Genomic DNA, 19,035 nt, shown 5'->3' on the forward strand with positions numbered 1-19,035 from the left:
TATTCCGAAAATGATGGATGCACCGATGATGATTTTTTGAATCGAAATGATTTCGCCTGTGATTTCAAAAGTCGGTACCCTCCCGACGATCAACCAGCCGTTCCCGATCGGTTCCGTTACGCCATAATAAGGGATATCATCCTCTTCGTATTCGAATTTCCCGTTTATCAGAAAGGATATACTCCCGCATTTGCTTATTCTGAACGGGATTATTCAGATTCTCTAAATCGTTATCGATCACCACTTCCGCTTGCTCATTCACAACAAAGAAGTGGCCGGTCTTCCCAAGCTTGATTTGGTTGATTTTATCCAATATCGCTTTTCCGTCCAGGCTGACCTGGATATAGGCGATGTTCTCCATCGTATCAAAGTCTTTCAACACCCTGGTGATGGGCAGAATAAGATCGGTGTTTTCACCGGCTCCACTGAACCGGTCGTATTGAAGTCCACCCCACACCAGCTCTCCATCTCTTCGAACCGCTTCCTTGGCCCAATCCATTCCATCAATATTCACCTTTGAGAGCTTATAAGGGGAAAAGGTCCCGCTTCCCCAGCTCATCCCGTCTTCCTTCAATACATAAATGATCCTCACAAATGAACTTGTATATATATTGAATTCAAATACGATGTCATATATTCTTGATTTTCTTCTGTGTCTGAGGAGCGATTGTCCAAGTCATCCTTCACGATCTCCTGTATTCTTTCATTACTATAGATGAGATCTGACATATCACTTCCATTGGAGAAGATAAAGGACAGGGATTCCGCTGCCTGTCTCGCAATCTGCCTTGACGATTCCTTACATTTTCTTTTACGACATCCGAGGCGGAATGGTAGAAGAACACACTATTAAAGACCGTAGGGATTAAACAAACGACTAATATGGTGAGAATGACCTTGGCAGCCAGCCGTTTCTTTAGAAGCTGTATCATCTGCTAATCCCTCTTTCCGTTATTCTTGTTATCTATCATATCTCTCCTTCCCAGTAGGAGCAATAGGTCCTATTTATAGTCGATCACGACCAGATCCCAATACTTGAGGGATGGGACGGTGAACGTAATCGAGTCCCCTTTTTGCTTGAAGTCAATCTCCAGAGGGGAACCTTGATAGGCATCAGGTGTTGCCACCCAGATCTTATCTGCCTTACCCCGGCCTTCACTTCCACTTCGATATCCTTTTCTTCCTCAGGCTCAGGCTGTACTCCTTCATTATCCCGCCATTCCAGCGAGGAAGCATCAGTGAAATTGATCAGATGAATAAGCTCTTTATCCTCTTTCTTTTGGCAAATGACCAGATGGAACCGAGCTTTGGCTGATCGGAGACGGTAAGATCCCCTTCTATCTTCACTTCTTTTTCCGCTTCCTCACCGCCATCACGTAGAAGATTCTGATAGGCTACCTGGAAGTCATAGTATCTTGTCAATTCGGTGTTCAGTTCATCACTCATGCTTAATTTCTTGTGAGGGAAATACTCTTTCGAAAGCATATTTTCGCCAAGTTCCAGGTGTGAACCTCCAGAAGCGAAAATGACCGCATTCGTCATCAAAACACCAGGCGTATTGAATTCTCCCATGGAGTCAGATAAATCATAGTTCATGTAGGCAGCCAGGACCGTATTCAGCTTGCCTTTGCTGTACTTACTATTCTGATCAATGACGCCTTTAAGACTCGAATACGTATTATGACCATCCCAAAGCTCCGAATAGAGGAAGTCCACCGGTGCCTGGGAAGCGATATATCCTTGTGCATACTGCGAAACGGCATTCATGACCAGGTCGACACCCAGTTCCTGTTTCGCTTCATTCAAGAATGGAACATACGTAGTCGAAAGGTCTACCGTCTTCCCGTCACCATTCCAAAGTACGCCACGGTCACCAAGCTGATCGACGTGCCATCCGTCAAATCCAGATGATTAAACACTTGTTTTTCTTCATTTAGAATGAAGTCCTGCCATCCTTTATTGGAAGGATCCATCAGGTAAATATCACTCGCCCAATTATCAGGTAGGGGATGGTGATCCTGCTCTTCCGCATCCGGATCCTTGAATAGGCCCCATTCCTTCTTCACTCCCTCATCTTCAGCACCTTCATAGCTGCCGAACAGGAGATTATAATTCATCGCCTTCATATTTTTTTCATGAGCAAGGGAAATGTAGCGTTCGATTGTATCCCGTGATACTTCCCTGTTGGCGATATCCGGCCAGGTTGAGGCAAGCTTACCATCTTCCATCTTGAGAGGTTTCTCATGTTTATACTGCCAGTCGTAAAATTGCAGCCCATTGATATGGAATCGATTTAATTGGTTGATCACATCTTCCTGCAGATCTGCTTCCATGTCGTAAAAATCGGCAAGATACCCGTATCTCGGAAATTTGGCCCAATCGGAGGATACATCAACACCTATGTTCTGGTGATCAATGACCTCATCTCCTTGTTTTACATACACTTCCACCATATACCCCTTAAAATCATCTTCTTCCGGTTTCCAAGACCACGATATCTCTTCGTCTTTCAGATTGATTTCTTCCTCTTTCACTGTTTCTGCCAAGTGTTTATACTGAACCAGTATTTTTCCTTCTTTTACTTTTTCCTTCAATGATAATGAAAGCTTCACGGATTCCCCCGGTTCATAGGCGGCTTGATCCGTGCTCAGTTCATCCACCCATTTCCCTTGTTGAATCGTCTCCGCTTGAAAGACAGGTTCAGAACTTGAATTCACACAACCTAAGAGCATCACTGCTGTAAGTGACATGCTTGCCAGAACGGCCAGGCTTTTCTTTTTCCCCATTACTCTCACCCTATTCTTCTATATGAGTTATCCTTTGACCGCTCCTTCTGAATGTCCGCTCTGTACAAACTTCTTCTGGAAGATGATATAGATGATGATCACCGGCAGAATCGCAATCAAGGAAGCACCAAATATCCAAGACCAGTTACTCGCATATTTACCCTGGAACATCATTAGCGCGATCGGCAAGGTTCTCATCGCTTCATCCTTGATGATCGTCAACGCAACGAAATATTCATCCATGTCCCCGAGAATGAGAAAATGGCCATTGTACCGAGGGCAGGCTTCGAAAGAGGCAGATAGATCCTTCTGAAAATGGTCCAGTTCCCTCCTCCATCCATCAAAATGGATTCTTCCAATTCCTTCGGTACGGTCTCAAAGAACCCTCTCAGGAAGAAAGTAGAACCGACCACACCACCGCCAATATAAAGTAACCACAAGCCCCAGTAAGTGTTCACAAGTCCAAGGTTCTTAATGACGGTAAATTGAGGAACGATGGCAAGCACAAGTGGAATCATCATCGTGAATAAAAAGATCCTGAATAACAGTTCCTTACCTGGAAACGTAAACCGGACAAAGGCATAAGCCGTCAACGCTCCAAGGAAAACACTTCCCACCGTGGCGACACCTGCTACCAGCAAGCTGTTTAAGAAATAACGAAAGAAGTTATTCTTGTTCCAGACAATTTCATAGTTTTCAAAATTGGGGACTGCCGTGAACACTTCCTGCGGCTTTGGAAGTGAGTAAGCCCCGTTAATGAATGTCGTCATCACCATATAGATAAAAGGTGTAATAAAGACGATGACCCCTAATATGAGAAACAAATAAACAATCAATTTACTAAAAAAGTTCCCATTCATACGTTTACCCTCCTCTTCTATCTACATGAATTTCTGATTGCTCAATTTCTTCTGCTGCGTGAATGTAATCAGGAAGATCGTCAGGCCCATCATCACACCCAGCGCTGAAGAATACCCGAAGTTAAAGTTACTGAATGCCTGTTTGTAAATCATGCTCTGGAGCACTTCTGTCTGCCCCATCGGTCCGCCGTTCGTGATGAAATACACCTGTGGGAAGAAGTTAAAGGCACCCATGATTAAATTAATGATGACAAATGCCGTAATCGGACGCAGCATCGGTATCGTGACAAACTTGAAAGCCTTTATTCCGCTTGCCCCGTCGATTGCTGCCGCTTCATAAAGATTCTTCGGAATCCCCTGAAGGGCCGCTAAATAGATGACCACTGTCCACCCCACCGTTTTCCAAATGTGGAACAGCCAGATGACGATCATCGCCGTCCACTGGTTCTGTAGCCAGCTGATCGGCTTATCCACGATCCCCAGATGGACGAGGACAAAGTTGATCAACCCATTATCACCATCTGCAAACAGATAACGAAAAAGGAATGCAACGACAATCCAAGACGTAATAATCGGAAGATAATACAACGTCCTGAACGTAATCTTGTACTTAACAAATTGAATATTGATCAACACAGCAAAAAACAGTCCTAAAAACCAGTTGATCGGTACCGTCACGACTGTATTGAGAAATGTATTCCTGACGGCGTACGCAAAAGCCGGGTCCGAAAAAGCCTTTTTATAATTCTCTAAACCGACAAAAGGACTTTCCGCACCGGGGATGATGTTATAATCCTGGAAGCTCATCACAATCCCCTTAATGAGGGGATAAATGACAAATATAGTGGCCCCGGCAAGCCCGATTAGAAGAAAAGGGGATACTGCCAGCCATTGCCTTGCCCCTTTTTTGAACCTCTGGGAAAATGGTTTTTTTTCAGAAAGAATAATATCACTGTGATTATTATTTAGATTCGGGTCCATCTTGATCCCTCCTTGTATCCATATGAATGAAAGAAGATACTGCACCAAATCGGTGAGTACCTTCTCTTGTCAACATTACTGTTGTAGAATGGCATCCGCTTTCTTCGCTGCATCATCCATTGCTTCTTTCGGTTTCATCTTCCCGCGCATCACTTTCTCAAAGTTCAAGTTGATGACCTCTTCAATTTCCGACCACTCAGCAATCGGAGTACGCGGCAGCGCTGTTTCCAGCTGCTTTACATATTTCTCGACAATTGGATTCTCAATCACTTTTGGATCATTCGCAGCGTTCTTATTCGTCGGAATCAATCCTGCTTCAGCCATCAATTTCTGCGGCTCTTCTGTCAACATCCATTTCGCAAACGTCCATGCTTCCTCAGGGTGTTCGGAACCTGCAAATGTGACAAGGTTCTCACCGCCGATAACAGAACGGCTTCCACCCGGACCTTCAGGAATCAAACCGCTGACCGTTTGTTCTTCCGGATTGAACTTGCTCCCTTCTTCATTCCCAAGAATGCTGTAGAACCAAGGGCCGTCATCAATCATCAGATATTGACCTGCTTTCATTCCGTCCCATGCGCCAGGTTCACCGCCAAGAATGGTGGGAGAAAGCAGCTTATTCTTCTGCCATGAAGCCATTTCTTCAACCGCAGCAACGCTTTCCTTACTATTTAGGTAGCCATCGAACTTTGTATAATCATCATTCGTCAACTTACCTCCGAGACTCCAGAAATATGGAAGGAATCCCCACGTATTGCTTCCGCCGATGCCGATTCCACCTTTAGCGCCGGCATCCACTGCCTTCTTCGCTGCATCTTTCAACTCATCCATCGTCTTAGGCGCTTCCGTGTATCCAGCTTTTTCAAGCAAGCCTTTATTATAAATGGCTATTTTCGTATTCGTATTCACCGGTACTCCATAATACTTCCCATCAAAAATGTTCGTTGCCATCGGAGCTTCAAAGACACTGTTCTTAACATCCTCGAACCCATCCATCCCACTAACTTCTTGAAGGGCACCCATCTTGGCAAACTCAGAAACCCACACAATATCCATACGCATCAAATCAGGTGCTTCCCCACCGGAAACCCCGGCGATCACCTGCTGTTTCAATCCTTCATAAGGCATCCTCGTAAGCTTCAACTCAATATCAGGATGTTCTTTTTCAAACAATGGTTTGATCTTCTCATTAAGAATGACTTCTTCCTGATCACTATACGTATGCCAATAATCCAACACAACCTTATCGCCACTACTCTTAGATCCAGTCTCACTCGATCCCCCGCTGCAGCCCCCGGCAAATAACATCGTGGATATCGCTGCACCTGTCATAAACTTCTTCCAAGCCTTCATATCCTTAACCCCTCCCTTTTCTATACCTCCATTTTCCATGAAAGCGCTTTACTATAAAACCGCTTACATTCTTGTGATGGTGTTATATATTTGATTGTTTTTGGTGGTAGTTATGATGTGGAATTGAAAAAAGTGTCATATTTCTCTGTTTTAGAGAGATATGACACTTTTTAGGGGAAGCATGGGGACGGTTCTGTTGCTTCTCTTATAATAGAAAAAGGAAGCACGAGAACCGTCCCCTTGCTTCCTTGCTCAATGCTTCTATTCACAAAAGTAGAGTCGCAACCGTCCCTAGTTAACCTACTTCCCTTGAAGCTTCATAATATCCTTTAAGCCCGCGCTCGCGCTGGGGAAAGTTCGCACGTTGAAGACATCTTTAATATTCAATGCCAGTTCTGGTGTTATCTCTACAAGAATGAGTTCTACCCCTATTAATCGTAAACAATCATGCAACGATTGAATTGTGTAGGTGAAATGATTAACAACCTGTTTCACTCCCCCTAATGATAATAAAACAAATTCTATCCGTTTGGATGTACACTCCTCTAGAAGTATAGAGATCAAGTGATCTCCTCGATCTATGTCTATATCTCCTAAAAGAGGCAGGGCAATGGTGTTCTTCCAAATATGAATAATCGGTACCTGCAGTTCCTTTATCATCTGGTCTTTTCGTTTCTGTTCCTCAGCTTGTGACGTCACGTCCATCAACATAACCATATATCCTTCTATCTCGCCAGTATCTTCCATTGGATAAATCGGCGTAATCACAATATCCGCAGCAATTTTTTCTGCAATCATAATTCTTGCTCTGTGCCCCTCTCCCAGCTCCTTCATCATACCCCTTTGATAGTCAGGAGAACGATGAAAGTGGTCCATATTTAACCCAATCATGTCTTCCGCTCTTGATAATCCATAATAAGGAGCAATGGTCTGCAGTGACTGGATGGCTTTGCGATTCATCCAAGTGATCTTGAAATCTGTGTCGGCTATAAGAATATTTTCTCCAATACTATTTAACGTATTTGTAGCTGTAATATCAATAGGAAGCTGATTACTCATGATCCTCCACCTCGTAATGAAATTTATCTCTTTCTCTATAGTATAGTGCTACTTTATAAACGTAAATACATTAATTAAGAAAATAGTTCCTCATTTAAGAGTTCATGTAACTAGAAAAAGGGGGCTGACCCTGGCAAGCTGAGTGACCTCTCGTCCATTTATCATGCCTTCTTAATGGCCAATATTTACTGATCTAAAAGTTAGAGAAGAACATAAACAGGCATTGAAGGAACCTGAAAAAAAGACCAGTCCCTCTTCTAATTGTGCCGTTTGCAAAAAGACTGTTTCTGATAAAGTTAGGGCGTATTGCTTATCAAATCCTCTTTTAATAGGGGAGATTTATTGTTATGAGCATCAGAAAACCGGTGCAAAATAGTTTACCCTTTTATGTAGAAAGTCCCCTATATGAAAGCATTCAACAATAAAAGGGACAAGGTCTCCCCCTGGTCCCCTGCTCCTCAATATATGGCCGCTCCCTCAAATGACTCGTCCGCTTCCATCAAATAAAAATAACTATACTCAACCTAGCACAACGGAACCTTCATCGTGAGAACATTCTCTTTATTGTAAACACTATAATCTGCTTCTCTTCATAAGTCACTTTTTTCAAGTACAGGATAGTTCTGGTGATTCCTAGTTATTATTACATTTAGTGGTTAAACCTATCGAATTGATACAAATATTCAATGAAAAAACAAAAAAGTAAAATAAATACCAATTTATAGTATTTATTACGATCCATAGATTCATGTAATGTTTTTGTTATATTATTGTAATGAATTAGAAAGAAAGAAAGATAGAAAGGGAGTTCACATGAAAAAAGTAATAATGTTTTTATTAGCTCTAACACTTTTAAGTGCTTGCTCTTCAGAAGATACCAATCAGAAAGAGAGTAACAAGGATTCTGGAAAGAAAGAAGAGAGCGTTGAAGTAGATAAAAAGTTATTCAACGTGGAAATTACTCTGCCCGCCTCCATGTTCGAAGATAAAAACCTTGAAACGATCCAGGCTGATGCAAAAGAAAACGGCATTAAGGAAGTAACAAAAAATGAAGATGGATCCATCACATATAAAATGTCTAAATCCGTTCATAAAGAACTAATGAAAGACATTGCTACAAGTATTGAAGAATCGGTTGAAGAAATGAAGACAAGTGAAGACTATGTGTCCATTAAAGACATTACTCATAATGATTCTTTCTCCATTTTTACGGTAGTAGTAGATCAAGCTGCCTATGAAAATAGCATGGACGGTTTTGCCACTTTAACGCTTGGTATGTCCGGAATGATGTATCAACTCTATGACGGGGTAAGCGAGGATGATTACTCTGTCAAGATTAAAATGGAAGATAAAACTTCTGGTAAGACATTCGATGAAGTTGTCTATCCAGATGCCCTTGAAGAGACAGAAGAAGGTTAAAAAATTCTTCTAAAAGGAACCAGATGCACCTAACGTTTTGCATTCATTATTATATAAAAATTATATGGGGGTTAACAGTATGTTGGATTTTATAGCTTTTATTAGTTTATTAGCGGTTTTAGTATTTTTGGTTTTAGCCGTTATTTCATTAATCAAGAAAAAAGGAAAGGCAAAGAGAAATTTCTTGTTCGCCGTGACAGCTTTTGTTTTGTTTATGGTATGTATCATAAACGCGCCTTCCTCTACCAGCGAAACAGCAAACACCACTCCGGAGGAAGAAGTGTCTGCTCAAGAAAGCAACAATGACGATAATGCCAAAGAAGAAGCAGCTAAGAAAAAGGCTGAAGAAGAGGTCAAAAAGACTCCACAACAAGAAATGATTAGTAAGATCCAGGAATTAATTAGTTCAAATCACGCTTATGATTCAGGTTCATATATAAAAGGAGATATTGCAGAGGGTGAATATGCATTTATTCCTTTTGATGGCAGTGGTCAATATTACGCTGAAAAAGATGGTGCTGGGAACATAATTGATAACGAAAACTTTGATAGTTTTGGATATGTATACGTTCATGGTGCTGGAAATATTGATACTGGTGGTGTATTGATCAGTCCTGCTTCATTTGAAACGTTAGGCGTAAAAAGCGCAAAAGAAATCTATCAAGTTGTGAATCAAGTAGAAGGTGAGTATAAAGAATCTGCTTGGTACAAAGTAGGAGTCGACATTCCAGCGGGGCAATATGTAATTGAAAGTTATGGAGAAGGTTACGTTGCGGTTATGAGCGGACCAGTCGGAAACAACGATATAGTAGATAATGAAATTTTTAACGGAAGATACCAGCTTAGTGTAAGCGATGGGCAGTATTTGAAAATATCTCAAGGGGTTATTTCGGAATAATATGAAGTAATCGGTAGCAAAGCTCAGAGATTAGTATTCTCTGAGCTTTTTTTTGAGGGATTTTTTATTTTTTTTATAAAGTTAGATTGCATGCTAGCTGAGTATAAAAGGTATACACGGAATATACGACAGAGATTTTTTTCAGAAAAGATATTTGAAGCATATTGGCGTTTCTGATGCTTCTTCACAAATCATAACCACCAACGACCTCTTCCCATTAGCATACCGGGGTGACCTGATCCGGCGTTTTCAATTGCATCAATTGATAGTGTTCTAATGGTTTGAATAGAAAGGCGATCAATACTTATTTTTTCTTATGCAACTTACTTCCTCCTACTATTTAAGTAATACATTTATTGGTACCATCCTATATATGGCTTGAACTAATAAATTGCATCCTCATCCCTTTTCGGTAGGATGTAATAAGGGAATGTGTCTCTAATTTCCCATCACCTTTTTTCTCTACACCTCTTAATAATTGACCATTCGTAATTCCGGTGGCTACAAAAAAACAATTATCTGTTTTGACGATATCATTGATTGTTAAAGTCTTTTCTGGATTTGACATTCCCATCTGTGAACAGCGCTCAAATTCTTTTTGATTTTGAGGAACAAGTCTACCTTGGAAATCCCCACCCAGGCACTTCAAAGCAACAGCGGCTATCACACCTTCTGGAGCCCCACCGGTTCCAACCAACATATCTACATTTTGATGATCTATTGCTGTTGAAATTGCTCCAGTTATATCAACGTCAGAAAATAATTTTACTCGTGCCCCAGCCGCAAACACCTGTCTTTTCAGGTAATCATGGCGTGGACGGTCCTGCATCATGATGGTAAGCTCTGATACTTCCTTCCCCAGCCTCTTTGCAACAGCTGTCATATTTTCTGTTAAAGGGGCATTGATATCGATGCAACCTTTTGCTTTAGGACCGACAGCTATTTTTCCATATACATATCAGGAGCATGAAGTAAACTTCCATGTTCTGATACAGCGATGACCGCTAATGAATTATCTTGGCCGTTAGCCATGAGTGTCGTCCCCTCTACAGGATCCACAGCGATGTCTATATGCGGACCCGTTCCAGTTCCTAATTTCTCTCCGATATATAACATTGGCGCTTCATCCATTTCACCTTCACCGATCACAATATGTGCATTCATATTAATTTGTTCAGTTGATCTCGCATCGCTTCGGTTGCTACCCCATCTGATTGGATTTTATTCCCTTTACCAATCCAGGGAAAGGAAGCCACAGCTGCCCTTTGAGTCACTAAAAGAAATTCTTCTGTTAATCCCTGAATGTAATTTACCTTTTGAATAGCCAACATAACCCCTCCAATAAATCAGATTAATACACTAACTCCATCTGCACTAAACCCAAAAGTATTCTTGGAAAATTCATCAAAAACTTTTTCTTTTCGATTACTATTATTTTATTATATATATTTGTTAAAATCCATCTTTTTCTTTCGTTTATTTTCATTAATTTTATTTTTAGTTATTTATACATGCAAAAGGGCTAAGAAAAGGTTTCAATTCGAAAGCTTTCTTAGCCCTTATCTTGGTCTATTTAGTTTATACCTTTTTGCAAGATCTGCAGATTCACCTTTATATTCTACAAGAACTACTCAACTATAGTTAATATTACATACCTTTAATTTTTCAATATCTTCCTTTGACATATGATCATCCGTTATGATCATATCAATTTCATCAAGCGCCGCAAAAGATGCAATTGATTTTTTATTTAATTTGGTATGATCCAGAAGCGCCACTACACGGTTTGAAGCCTGTACCATCTTCTTCTTCAGTTCCACTTCATACATATTAAAGTCAGTCAGCCCGTTCTCAAAGTCAAAACCGCTTGCTGAAGTAAACATAATGTCTATGTTTATTTTATTTAGTATATCACCTGAGATCGTACTTTCTAATGCACTGGAACCCGCTCTTAAAATCCCGCCGATCAATATGACGATGAACTCAGGATTGTCCCGAAGTTCTAATGCAGTATATATGCCGTTGGTCACAATTGTTAACCGCTTTGAAGAATGTTTTATTTTTCTCGCAAGCTCAAGCCCTGTCGAACTGGCATCAAGTAAAATACATTGATTATTTTCAATTAATTGCTCGGCCTTCATACTAATAATATGCTTTTCTTCTTTATTCACTTTCTCCCTATCTGAGAAATTCACCTTATTATCTTCAATATCGTTTAATACAGCCCCACCATGGGTCCGTTTCAAGAATCCTTCTTTTTCCATATCTTTTAAATCATTTCTCAATGTAGCCTCAGAGACTTCTAATTCTTTCGATAATTCTTTCACTGTAATTCGCTGATGGTTATCTAATAGTTCAAGAATCTTATTGCGCCTTTCTTCCATAAACATTTTCACCGGAGTACCACCTTCTTGTCCATATCATTCTCTAATAGTATCATAAGCTAAACTGTTTATGAAAGTAAATAAAAATAAACGAAAGTATATAATCTCATCTTTCCATCGTTCCAAAGATAACAATCTAGCTGACAAGGTTCAATAACACAGTGATAGAAATGACACTTACCAGGGTAGACACCAACGTTATACTGGATACTAATTCTGGTTCTGTTTTATATTGCAATGCATATAAAACGGTCGTTGCAGCAGAAGGCATGGCACTCGCGACAATCAGAACATTTCTCAGTAAGGGGTCTAAATCCATTAAAGTAATCGTAATAATATAGGCTATAATCGGCGAAAGAATCATCCGCGTCATAATTCCATACGAGATTTCAGCCCATTGAAAATTTCCTAATTTAAGGTTAGCCAACTGCATCCCTAAAATAATCATTACTAGTGGAATAGCTGCATTTCCTACTATCTCAATTACAGAAAGTAAATTTCCAGAAACAGAAACATTGCTCAAATTTAGTATCAAAGCACCGATCAATGCATAGGTCGGCGGCATTTCAAACACCGATTTAATTGCAACCTTTATTCCATCTTTTCCCCTCGCCGCATAATAAACCCCAAAAAAATTCATGATTATCTGTTGTAAAACCATAAAGGTAACCGCTAAGGCGAAAGCTTTTTCTCCAAATGCGAAAAGGATGATTGGTGCCCCATAATTACCTGAATTCATAAATGCCGTTGAGAGGATCAATCCATTTTCAACAGATGTTGGATGCTTTTTTAGACGAGCGTATATCTTATTGATGATAACGAGTGAAGCCAATAAAATAGATGAAAAAATAATCATTTGGACATAGGTATGGTCCAATTCAGCTTTATAGATCGTATTAAAAACCAAACATGGGATTAATACATACAATGCTACAGTCGATACCGATGTAATATTTAATTTTTTCCACTTTTGAATGCTATACCCAAATCCAAATATAAGTAAGACTGGCAGCATCACCGTTATGAAAATGTCCATATCGAAACTCCTTTAAAAAAGCTTATAAAAAAAAATGTACAGCAATAAAATATAGCTGTACATTGATTGGGATTTAGTTAAAGTTCTTATGCCTGTTGCAGCATTTTCTTAAGAACTTTGTCTAATTCTTCTTTCTCAAATACATCTTTCCAATCAGGCTTGAAAATCATTTCCTTCCCATAATCGATGGCAATTTGACATGCATCAGAGAATGGATTTGTACCCCTGAAGGCTACTGCTAAGCCAATTTGAATATGACCTAACAAGAATGCCCTTGCCGCCGGTTCTGGAACACCCATTTTCACTACTTCGTCTAATGTTTCTTTTAAGATAACAGCTGTTGTACAAGCTACAACTTCCGCAGCTGTTGGTTCCAAGATCGCCATTTGCTCAACCGTAATACGGTGACAGGTTTCGACTGGGGCATACATATCGATGGCAACCTGTTCTCCTATACTATATTTATCTTCTTCTCCATAAAACAAAGCAGCAACGATATCTTGCTTTGCAGCAACACCTCCAAAAGCATCCTCGTGCTCTTCACGAGTGAACTTTTCCACAAACACAGAAGGATGACATGGGTGTGCAACTACATAAGTCAATTCATTTCTTAACTTTAATTCATTGGAGTATGCAGCAGCGGGGTCTAAAGTTAAAAGTACTGCACCACTTTTCATCATTGAAACCACATCACTTGAAATTTTACCTAATAACACATCAGGAACAGCAAGAATCACGACATCGCTTTTCTTTACTGCTTCATCAGTATCTGTTACCTCATACCCACGTTCTTTGATAGATTGAATCCCCAACTCAGATTTTTCGCAAAATAATAAGTCGTAATGATCATGTTTTGCTAAATTCGTTGTTACTCTTGTTCCCATTTTCCCGCCTGCACCAATAACTGAAACTGTTAAACTCATTAAATCTTCCTCCTCAAGTAGTCCATACTCTTTTTGGTCCACTCTTTCTCTTTTTGAATCGTCTTTTCGATTGTTTCATCGAAACTAACCCATAATTCAATGATTGCGTTAAATTCCTTCTTCTTATTTCTTTGAACGCTATTATACAAATAGTCGAAATTCAATTGACCTTCACCTAATGGCGCGCCACTGTAATAAAAACCAACCCATCCTTGATTACGCTTAAAGGCGAAATCCTTAACATGGAGATTAACTACATATGGGGCCGTTTTGTCAATTACTTCTTCAGGCAGTTCCAGTGAAGCCACTGTATTCCCCGGATCTAAGCAAATACCTATATATGGACTATCAATCATATCCATTAACTCTACTAATTGATCTGTTTTTATTTGTTCATAAGTTTCCAGGCCAAGGGTTACTCCCGCTTTTTGAAAATCTTCCAATACTCCTTCAATCCACTCAACAGCCTGCTCATTATCAGCAGGAGAATATTCTTTACTGTAAAACATCGACCGTACGAATTTGACATTTAATTTAGTTGCCAGATCAAGATATTTTTTCAATAAAGTAGGATGGATCCCTCTAGTACCCAGCTCTAATTCCAAATCTAATTTTTTCGCATATGAAACGATGTCTGCCAACTCTTCATCATTCATTTCTTCGATCAATGGGTAATCACAAATTTGAAATACTTCTCCACCATAATCAGTTGTTTTTTTCATCATTTCCTTTAGAGATAATTTATCGTCAGCTATATCTGACCACTGCCAAAAAAAAGCATAGGTACTTATTCCAATTTTCATATATTCACCTCTTTCACTTAGCACGCACTATAAATATTCAATGCCTAAAGAAATAGCAATGTAATTTGAGGAATAAAGCTTATCAATAATAAGTCGATAATCAATACGACAAAGAACCAAACTAAAGCCTTTGCTAACCTTTCCAACTTAACATTTGCAATTTGCGCTGCAATGAACAGATTGACACCTACAGGCGGTGTACACATTCCTAAAGCAAGGTTTACGACCATAATGATTCCAAAATGAACGGGGTCCACACCAATACTGACAGCAACCGGTGTTAATATTGGAGCTAAGATAATAATAGATGCGCTAGTCTCCATAAACATGCCCACAATGATTAATAAGATGTTAATCAAGAGTAAGAATATAATCGGATTGGTACTTAGGCCGATAAAGAAATCTGTTACTTGTGCCGGAATTCCTTCTCTGCTAAGAATTAAACCAAATAGACCCGCATTCGCAATAATGATCATAACGATCGATGTTGTGACTGCTGATTCACTCAAAGCCTTCATCAACACTTTTGGGGTGACTTTCCGGTAAACAAATGCACCTATGATAAATGCGTAAACAACAGCGACTGCAGCTGCTTCTGTTGGTGTAAATATCCCACCATAGATTCCGCCAAGGATAATAATTGGCATCAATAATGCTAATGCTGCACTCTTGAAGCCGGACCATCTTTCTATAAATGTAGCTTTATCATCGCTCGGGTAACCTCTGCGTACGGCAATAAAGTAAACTAATAACAACAAACTTACAGCAATTAATACACCAGGCAATATTCCAGCGATGAATAAATCGCCAATTGATGTTCCTGTTGCTACACCAAAGACGATTAAAGGAACACTTGGTGGAATGATTACACCCAATTCACCTGAAACTGCAGAAATAGATCCTGCAAAATTTCGATCATATCCTTTTTTAATCATCGCAGGAATAAGTATTCCACCAATCGCAGCCGTGGTAGCAGCACTCGATCCCGATATCGCTGAGAAAAACATCGCAGTTACAACAGCTACCATCCCGAGGCCGCCTTTAAAATGACCTGTCAATGTATTAGCAAACCTTATTAACCTTTCAGAAATACCTCCTACTTCCATCAACTTACCCGCTAATACAAAGAACGGGACTGCCATTAATGGAAAGGAGTCAATCGAAGTAAACGCTCGTTGGACTAATATTAAAAGCGGAATATCACCTGTCCACCAAACAGCAGCAGCAGATGCCAACCCTAATGAAATGGCAATTGGGACACCGATAAGAAAAAAAATCAGGAGTGAACCGAATAATAAACTAGCCATGTTTATTCACCCCTTTAATCAATTCAATAATGACGACAAGTCCGTTTAATGCCATTAATAATGAGCCAATTGGAATGGATGCATAAGGAATTGACATCGGTATTTGCATTGCAGGTGAACTCTGGATTTGAACCCTATCCATCATTTCAATACCTTCAACGATTAATATGATAGAGAATATAATACAAATGATATTTACGATTATCTTCAGCCATTTTGTTAATTCAGCAGGGATAAACTCATGCAAAACCTCAACAGAGATCAAACCCTGTTTTCGTAAAGCAACAGCTGCCCCTAGAAATACGGCATATATGGATAAATATCTAGCTAACTCTTCTGACCAGGATAAAGAGGTACTCAAAACAAACCTCGAAAAAACTTGGGTTATAATTACAGCGGCCATTACACCTGTTAATAACCCAATAAAGATAAGTACGGCCTTATTCACGTGATCCATTAGCTTAACAAAAGATAGCATAAGTCACCTCTTACAAAAGGGTAGAGAATCTCTACCCTTTTCCTTATTCCAATATAATTACTTACTTTCAACGATTTTATTATATAGGTCTTCTACACTCTTTTTATGTTCGTCAACAACCGGTTGAACAGCTTTCATAAATGCTTCTTTATCTACTTCGTTAAATTCCATTCCTGCTTCTTTAAGTTCTTCAATATACTTTTCTTCGTTTGCATCCCCAACAGTGTAGTTTTCTTCTTGTGCGGCTTTTGCTGCATCAAGTAAAATTTGTTGATCTTCTTCAGATAATCCGTTCCAGATATCGTTATTGATCATCAAGGCTGTTGGAGAATATACATGACCCGTTAAAGAAACATATTTCTGTACTTCATTTAACTTTGATGAATAAATGATAGATGTCGGGTTTTCCTGACCATCGATAACACCTTGTTGAAGTGATGTAAACACTTCACCCCATGCCATCGGAGTAGCTTCTGCCCCTAGTGCATTAAATGCGTCTTGATGAGATTTCACTTCCATAGTTCTAATTTTCAACCCTTCTAAATCCTCAGGTTTTACAATTGGGTGCTTACTGTTCGTAATATGGCGGAAACCATTTTCGCCCCAAGTAAGAAGCTTGAAATTTTGAGTACTTAATTTCCCTGCTAATTCTTCCCCGACTTCGCCATTCATAACATTTCTAGCATGCTCTTTATCTTTGAAAATAAATGGTAAGTCTACTACAGAAATTTCAGGAACAAAGTTCGCAATAACACCAGTAGATGTCCAAACGCCTTCTAACGTCCCAATATTAACTGCCTCAACCATTTCTCTTTCACCACCCATTTCGCTGTTAAAGTGCAGGTGAATCTCAACATTATCCGTGTTCGCTTCAACTTCTGACTTGAATTTATTTAACGCAGCTGCGAAAACCGAGTCTTCTGTTTGGGTTGTTCCAATATTAATCGTTTTTGCTTCACTACTTGCAGATCCTGAATCGCCACTATCAGAAGATGCCTGGTTTCCTCCTCCGCCACCACAAGCAACTAATACAAACAGAATCAACACTAGCAAAAAAGCTGACTTAAGGAACTTACTCATCTTATTACCCCCTATAATTTTGTGGAATACGCTTACAAAACTGAAAATTAAGTCTTTTTTTATTATTATAATCTTATAATAAATATTTTCGTTTGGTCAATACTTTATTTTTGTTTATTCACTTTTGTTTTCGTTGATTAATCAAACGTTGTCGTTTGTTTTGGTTTTCTTAATCTACCTATTACTAGATTGATCCTTTTACAACATAGAATTACAGAATGTTAGAATCTTTTCGAAAGACTTTGTATTCCATGCTGCACGCCCGATAAATAAACCGTTTACATTTTCATCTTTAAAATAATCCAGATAATTGTCTACGTTCACACTTCCACCATATAAAATAGGTACTTCTTTTCCCTCTTCCTTAAATAATCCCATTAAAATTTTGCGAATTTCAGCATGAATATACGACACATAACCGGCATCAGCAGGAATTCCGTTTTCACCAATTGCCCAAACAGGTTCGTATGCCAGCAGAATATCCGACAGCTGTTCTTTCTTTAAACCCTTCAGACAGATTTTTATCTGTTTAGACAATGTTTCAACAGAAATATTATTTTCTTTTTCATCTAGTCTTTCACCAATGCAGATAAGCGGTTTTAAATCAAAGTTTAAAGCAGCATGTATTTTTTTATTAATATCTTCATCGTTTTCATTGAAATACTGTCTTCGTTCAGAATGACCAAGTTCAATGATATCAATGCCTATTTCTTGTAACATCAAGGGTGAAATCTCACCGGTATATGCTCCTCTATCCTTCCAATGCATATTCTGTGCGCCTATGCGTATTTGAGAGCCTCCTAACTCACTTTTAACGGGTATAAGAGATACGTGGGAAGGAATAATAAAAAGTTCAATTTTAGATAGATCTAGTTGTTCACTTATCTTTCTTAACTCTCTGGTGTATATCAGACCCTCTTCTAACGTTTTTGTCATTTTCCAGTTTGTACCGATATAAAATTTGCTCATCCCGCGTTCTCCTGAACCCAATCATGCATTGAATTAAAGATAATTGAAACTGAGGTAGCCCCAGCATCCTGATGACCAATGGCCCGTTCACCAAGTGACTTGGCTCTGCCCAATCTCCCAAGATAACCCTTTGTTGCTTCTACTCCTTCTTTTGCACCTTCGACTGCATTTGCAAGTCCTTCCAGCAATGTATGGTTTTTACTCACACTTTCCCGTAACCTCTCAACTGCAGGGGTAAGTCCATCAACCATCGTTTTGTCTCCCGAATTTGCTTTCCCACGTTTTTTTATGGCTTCGAGAGAAATTTCAAATGCATCTGCAAGTGTCTCAAGGTGTAGTTTATCTACACTCTCACGTTTGTTAAATCCACTTAAAAACATTGTACCGAAGATGACCCCTGAAGCTCCCCCCATCGTCATAATCATAGATTTTCCTGTTTCTGTAAATACTTCGTTGACTGTCGAGAATTCTTGGTTATTCAACTCATTGATTGCCGCTTTAAATCCTACTTCCATGCCGATACCATGATCTCCATCACCTATGGCACTATCAATTTCAGTTAGCAAAGGTTTGCTCTCAATGATTTTCTGTCCAGCGTATTTTATCATTTCAACCGTTTGGTTTACTGTTAAATAATTTTGCATGTGATAATCCCCTTTCCACCATTTTTCTGTTTACTAAATATCAAGCTATGAATTA

The 19,035-nt window shown here is 39.4% G+C and carries 19 protein-coding genes and 3 pseudogenes; 2 read left to right on the forward strand and 20 right to left on the reverse strand.

Annotation, left to right across the window (positions count from 1 at the left end):
• Window positions 1–136: 136 nt before the first annotated feature.
• The 9 genes and pseudogenes from ATG71_RS00005 to ATG71_RS00035 form a co-directional block, all read right to left on the reverse strand.
• Window positions 137–592, reverse strand: coding sequence for a cache domain-containing protein (locus tag ATG71_RS00005; protein WP_142953444.1), 456 nt, complete (start codon window positions 590–592; stop codon window positions 137–139).
• Window positions 593–683: 91 nt separating this feature from the next.
• Window positions 684–932 (reverse strand): hypothetical protein, encoded by a 249-nt coding sequence (locus ATG71_RS23045; RefSeq protein WP_142953445.1) that lies wholly within the window; start codon window positions 930–932, stop codon window positions 684–686.
• A gap of 69 nt (window positions 933–1,001) precedes the next feature.
• Window positions 1,002–1,133 (reverse strand): glycoside hydrolase family 66 protein, encoded by a 132-nt coding sequence (locus ATG71_RS23590; protein ID WP_286163109.1) that lies wholly within the window; start codon window positions 1,131–1,133, stop codon window positions 1,002–1,004.
• Between the two features lie 80 nt (window positions 1,134–1,213).
• A pseudogene (locus tag ATG71_RS23900) lies at window positions 1,214–2,786 on the reverse strand (glycoside hydrolase family 66 protein); the annotation flags it as partial.
• Between the two features lie 27 nt (window positions 2,787–2,813).
• Window positions 2,814–3,029, reverse strand: a complete 216-nt coding sequence (locus ATG71_RS23570; protein ID WP_218925509.1) for an ABC transporter permease family protein — start codon at window positions 3,027–3,029, stop codon at window positions 2,814–2,816.
• Complete coding sequence (locus ATG71_RS00020; protein ID WP_218925510.1) at window positions 3,005–3,646, reverse strand: carbohydrate ABC transporter permease; 642 nt, start codon at window positions 3,644–3,646, stop codon at window positions 3,005–3,007. The genes ATG71_RS23570 and ATG71_RS00020 overlap by 25 nt, the downstream gene beginning before the upstream one ends.
• A 21-nt stretch (window positions 3,647–3,667) precedes the next feature.
• On the reverse strand, window positions 3,668–4,627 hold the full coding sequence (locus ATG71_RS00025; protein ID WP_098437338.1) for a carbohydrate ABC transporter permease: 960 nt from the start codon (window positions 4,625–4,627) through the stop codon (window positions 3,668–3,670).
• Window positions 4,628–4,702: 75 nt separating this feature from the next.
• Entirely contained in the window at window positions 4,703–5,980 is a 1,278-nt protein-coding gene (locus ATG71_RS00030) for an extracellular solute-binding protein (RefSeq protein ID WP_098437340.1), read from the reverse strand.
• Window positions 5,981–6,280: 300 nt separating this feature from the next.
• Window positions 6,281–7,039, reverse strand: coding sequence for an RsbR, positive regulator of sigma-B (locus tag ATG71_RS00035; RefSeq protein WP_098437343.1), 759 nt, complete (start codon window positions 7,037–7,039; stop codon window positions 6,281–6,283).
• A gap of 813 nt (window positions 7,040–7,852) precedes the next feature.
• On the opposite strand from ATG71_RS00035, the gene ATG71_RS00040 reads away from it, so the two are divergent.
• Both ATG71_RS00040 and ATG71_RS00045 read left to right on the forward strand, forming a co-directional pair.
• On the forward strand, window positions 7,853–8,458 hold the full coding sequence (locus ATG71_RS00040) for a membrane lipoprotein lipid attachment site-containing protein (RefSeq protein ID WP_098437346.1): 606 nt from the start codon (window positions 7,853–7,855) through the stop codon (window positions 8,456–8,458).
• Between the two features lie 79 nt (window positions 8,459–8,537).
• Window positions 8,538–9,356: a hypothetical protein gene (locus tag ATG71_RS00045; RefSeq protein WP_098437348.1), complete on the forward strand. Its 819-nt coding sequence runs from the start codon at window positions 8,538–8,540 to the stop codon at window positions 9,354–9,356.
• A gap of 212 nt (window positions 9,357–9,568) precedes the next feature.
• Here ATG71_RS00045 and ATG71_RS23055 read toward each other — a convergent pair.
• The 11 genes and pseudogenes from ATG71_RS23055 to dhaL form a co-directional block, all read right to left on the reverse strand.
• Window positions 9,569–9,664, reverse strand: a pseudogene (locus ATG71_RS23055) (hypothetical protein); the annotation flags it as partial.
• 59 nt (window positions 9,665–9,723) lie between these two features.
• A pseudogene (gene glpX, locus ATG71_RS00050) lies at window positions 9,724–10,687 on the reverse strand (class II fructose-bisphosphatase).
• A gap of 300 nt (window positions 10,688–10,987) precedes the next feature.
• Window positions 10,988–11,746, reverse strand: coding sequence for a DeoR/GlpR family DNA-binding transcription regulator (locus ATG71_RS00055; RefSeq protein ID WP_098441673.1), 759 nt, complete (start codon window positions 11,744–11,746; stop codon window positions 10,988–10,990).
• Between the two features lie 130 nt (window positions 11,747–11,876).
• Window positions 11,877–12,776: an AEC family transporter gene (locus ATG71_RS00060; RefSeq protein ID WP_098437351.1), complete on the reverse strand. Its 900-nt coding sequence runs from the start codon at window positions 12,774–12,776 to the stop codon at window positions 11,877–11,879.
• 86 nt (window positions 12,777–12,862) lie between these two features.
• Window positions 12,863–13,699, reverse strand: coding sequence for a phosphogluconate dehydrogenase C-terminal domain-containing protein (locus tag ATG71_RS00065; protein ID WP_098437354.1), 837 nt, complete (start codon window positions 13,697–13,699; stop codon window positions 12,863–12,865).
• Window positions 13,699–14,502 carry a sugar phosphate isomerase/epimerase family protein gene (locus tag ATG71_RS00070; RefSeq protein WP_098437357.1) on the reverse strand — a complete coding sequence of 268 codons (804 nt, stop codon included), beginning with the start codon at window positions 14,500–14,502 and terminating at the stop codon, window positions 13,699–13,701. The genes ATG71_RS00065 and ATG71_RS00070 overlap by 1 nt, the downstream gene beginning before the upstream one ends.
• Window positions 14,503–14,546: 44 nt before the next feature.
• Complete coding sequence (locus ATG71_RS00075; RefSeq protein ID WP_098437360.1) at window positions 14,547–15,809, reverse strand: TRAP transporter large permease; 1,263 nt, start codon at window positions 15,807–15,809, stop codon at window positions 14,547–14,549.
• Complete coding sequence (locus tag ATG71_RS00080; RefSeq protein ID WP_098437363.1) at window positions 15,802–16,287, reverse strand: TRAP transporter small permease; 486 nt, start codon at window positions 16,285–16,287, stop codon at window positions 15,802–15,804. Before ATG71_RS00080 ends, ATG71_RS00075 begins: the two co-directional genes overlap by 8 nt.
• A 57-nt stretch (window positions 16,288–16,344) precedes the next feature.
• Window positions 16,345–17,367, reverse strand: a complete 1,023-nt coding sequence (locus tag ATG71_RS00085; RefSeq protein WP_098437366.1) for a TRAP transporter substrate-binding protein — start codon at window positions 17,365–17,367, stop codon at window positions 16,345–16,347.
• Window positions 17,368–17,565: 198 nt separating this feature from the next.
• Entirely contained in the window at window positions 17,566–18,336 is a 771-nt protein-coding gene (locus tag ATG71_RS00090; RefSeq protein WP_098437368.1) for a triose-phosphate isomerase, read from the reverse strand.
• Window positions 18,333–18,980 (reverse strand): dihydroxyacetone kinase subunit DhaL, encoded by a 648-nt coding sequence (gene dhaL / locus ATG71_RS23575; RefSeq protein WP_218925511.1) that lies wholly within the window; start codon window positions 18,978–18,980, stop codon window positions 18,333–18,335. Before dhaL ends, ATG71_RS00090 begins: the two co-directional genes overlap by 4 nt.
• Window positions 18,981–19,035 lie beyond the last annotated feature (55 nt).

Origin of the sequence: Bacillus sp. es.034, assembly GCF_002563655.1 — a bacterium.
GTDB lineage: Bacteria > Bacillota > Bacilli > Bacillales > Bacillaceae_B > Rossellomorea.

What these genes read in the sequence shown, in the direction of transcription:
- ATG71_RS23045 (WP_142953445.1), bottom strand. Translation starts at nt 932, where the DNA reads ATGATACAGCTTCTAAAGAAACGGCTGGCTGCCAAGGTCATTCTCACC.
- ATG71_RS23570 (WP_218925509.1), bottom strand. Translation starts at nt 3,029, where the DNA reads ATGGATGAATATTTCGTTGCGTTGACGATCATCAAGGATGAAGCGATG.
- ATG71_RS00020 (WP_218925510.1), bottom strand. Translation starts at nt 3,646, where the DNA reads ATGAATGGGAACTTTTTTAGTAAATTGATTGTTTATTTGTTTCTCATA.
- ATG71_RS00025 (WP_098437338.1), bottom strand. Translation starts at nt 4,627, where the DNA reads ATGGACCCGAATCTAAATAATAATCACAGTGATATTATTCTTTCTGAA.
- ATG71_RS00030 (WP_098437340.1), bottom strand. Translation starts at nt 5,980, where the DNA reads ATGAAGGCTTGGAAGAAGTTTATGACAGGTGCAGCGATATCCACGATG.
- ATG71_RS00035 (WP_098437343.1), bottom strand. Translation starts at nt 7,039, where the DNA reads ATGAGTAATCAGCTTCCTATTGATATTACAGCTACAAATACGTTAAAT.
- ATG71_RS00040 (WP_098437346.1), top strand. Translation starts at nt 7,853, where the DNA reads ATGAAAAAAGTAATAATGTTTTTATTAGCTCTAACACTTTTAAGTGCT.
- ATG71_RS00045 (WP_098437348.1), top strand. Translation starts at nt 8,538, where the DNA reads ATGTTGGATTTTATAGCTTTTATTAGTTTATTAGCGGTTTTAGTATTT.
- ATG71_RS00055 (WP_098441673.1), bottom strand. Translation starts at nt 11,746, where the DNA reads ATGTTTATGGAAGAAAGGCGCAATAAGATTCTTGAACTATTAGATAAC.
- ATG71_RS00060 (WP_098437351.1), bottom strand. Translation starts at nt 12,776, where the DNA reads ATGGACATTTTCATAACGGTGATGCTGCCAGTCTTACTTATATTTGGA.
- ATG71_RS00065 (WP_098437354.1), bottom strand. Translation starts at nt 13,699, where the DNA reads ATGAGTTTAACAGTTTCAGTTATTGGTGCAGGCGGGAAAATGGGAACA.
- ATG71_RS00070 (WP_098437357.1), bottom strand. Translation starts at nt 14,502, where the DNA reads ATGAAAATTGGAATAAGTACCTATGCTTTTTTTTGGCAGTGGTCAGAT.
- ATG71_RS00075 (WP_098437360.1), bottom strand. Translation starts at nt 15,809, where the DNA reads ATGGCTAGTTTATTATTCGGTTCACTCCTGATTTTTTTTCTTATCGGT.
- ATG71_RS00080 (WP_098437363.1), bottom strand. Translation starts at nt 16,287, where the DNA reads ATGCTATCTTTTGTTAAGCTAATGGATCACGTGAATAAGGCCGTACTT.
- ATG71_RS00085 (WP_098437366.1), bottom strand. Translation starts at nt 17,367, where the DNA reads ATGAGTAAGTTCCTTAAGTCAGCTTTTTTGCTAGTGTTGATTCTGTTT.
- ATG71_RS00090 (WP_098437368.1), bottom strand. Translation starts at nt 18,336, where the DNA reads ATGAGCAAATTTTATATCGGTACAAACTGGAAAATGACAAAAACGTTA.
- dhaL (WP_218925511.1), bottom strand. Translation starts at nt 18,980, where the DNA reads ATGCAAAATTATTTAACAGTAAACCAAACGGTTGAAATGATAAAATAC.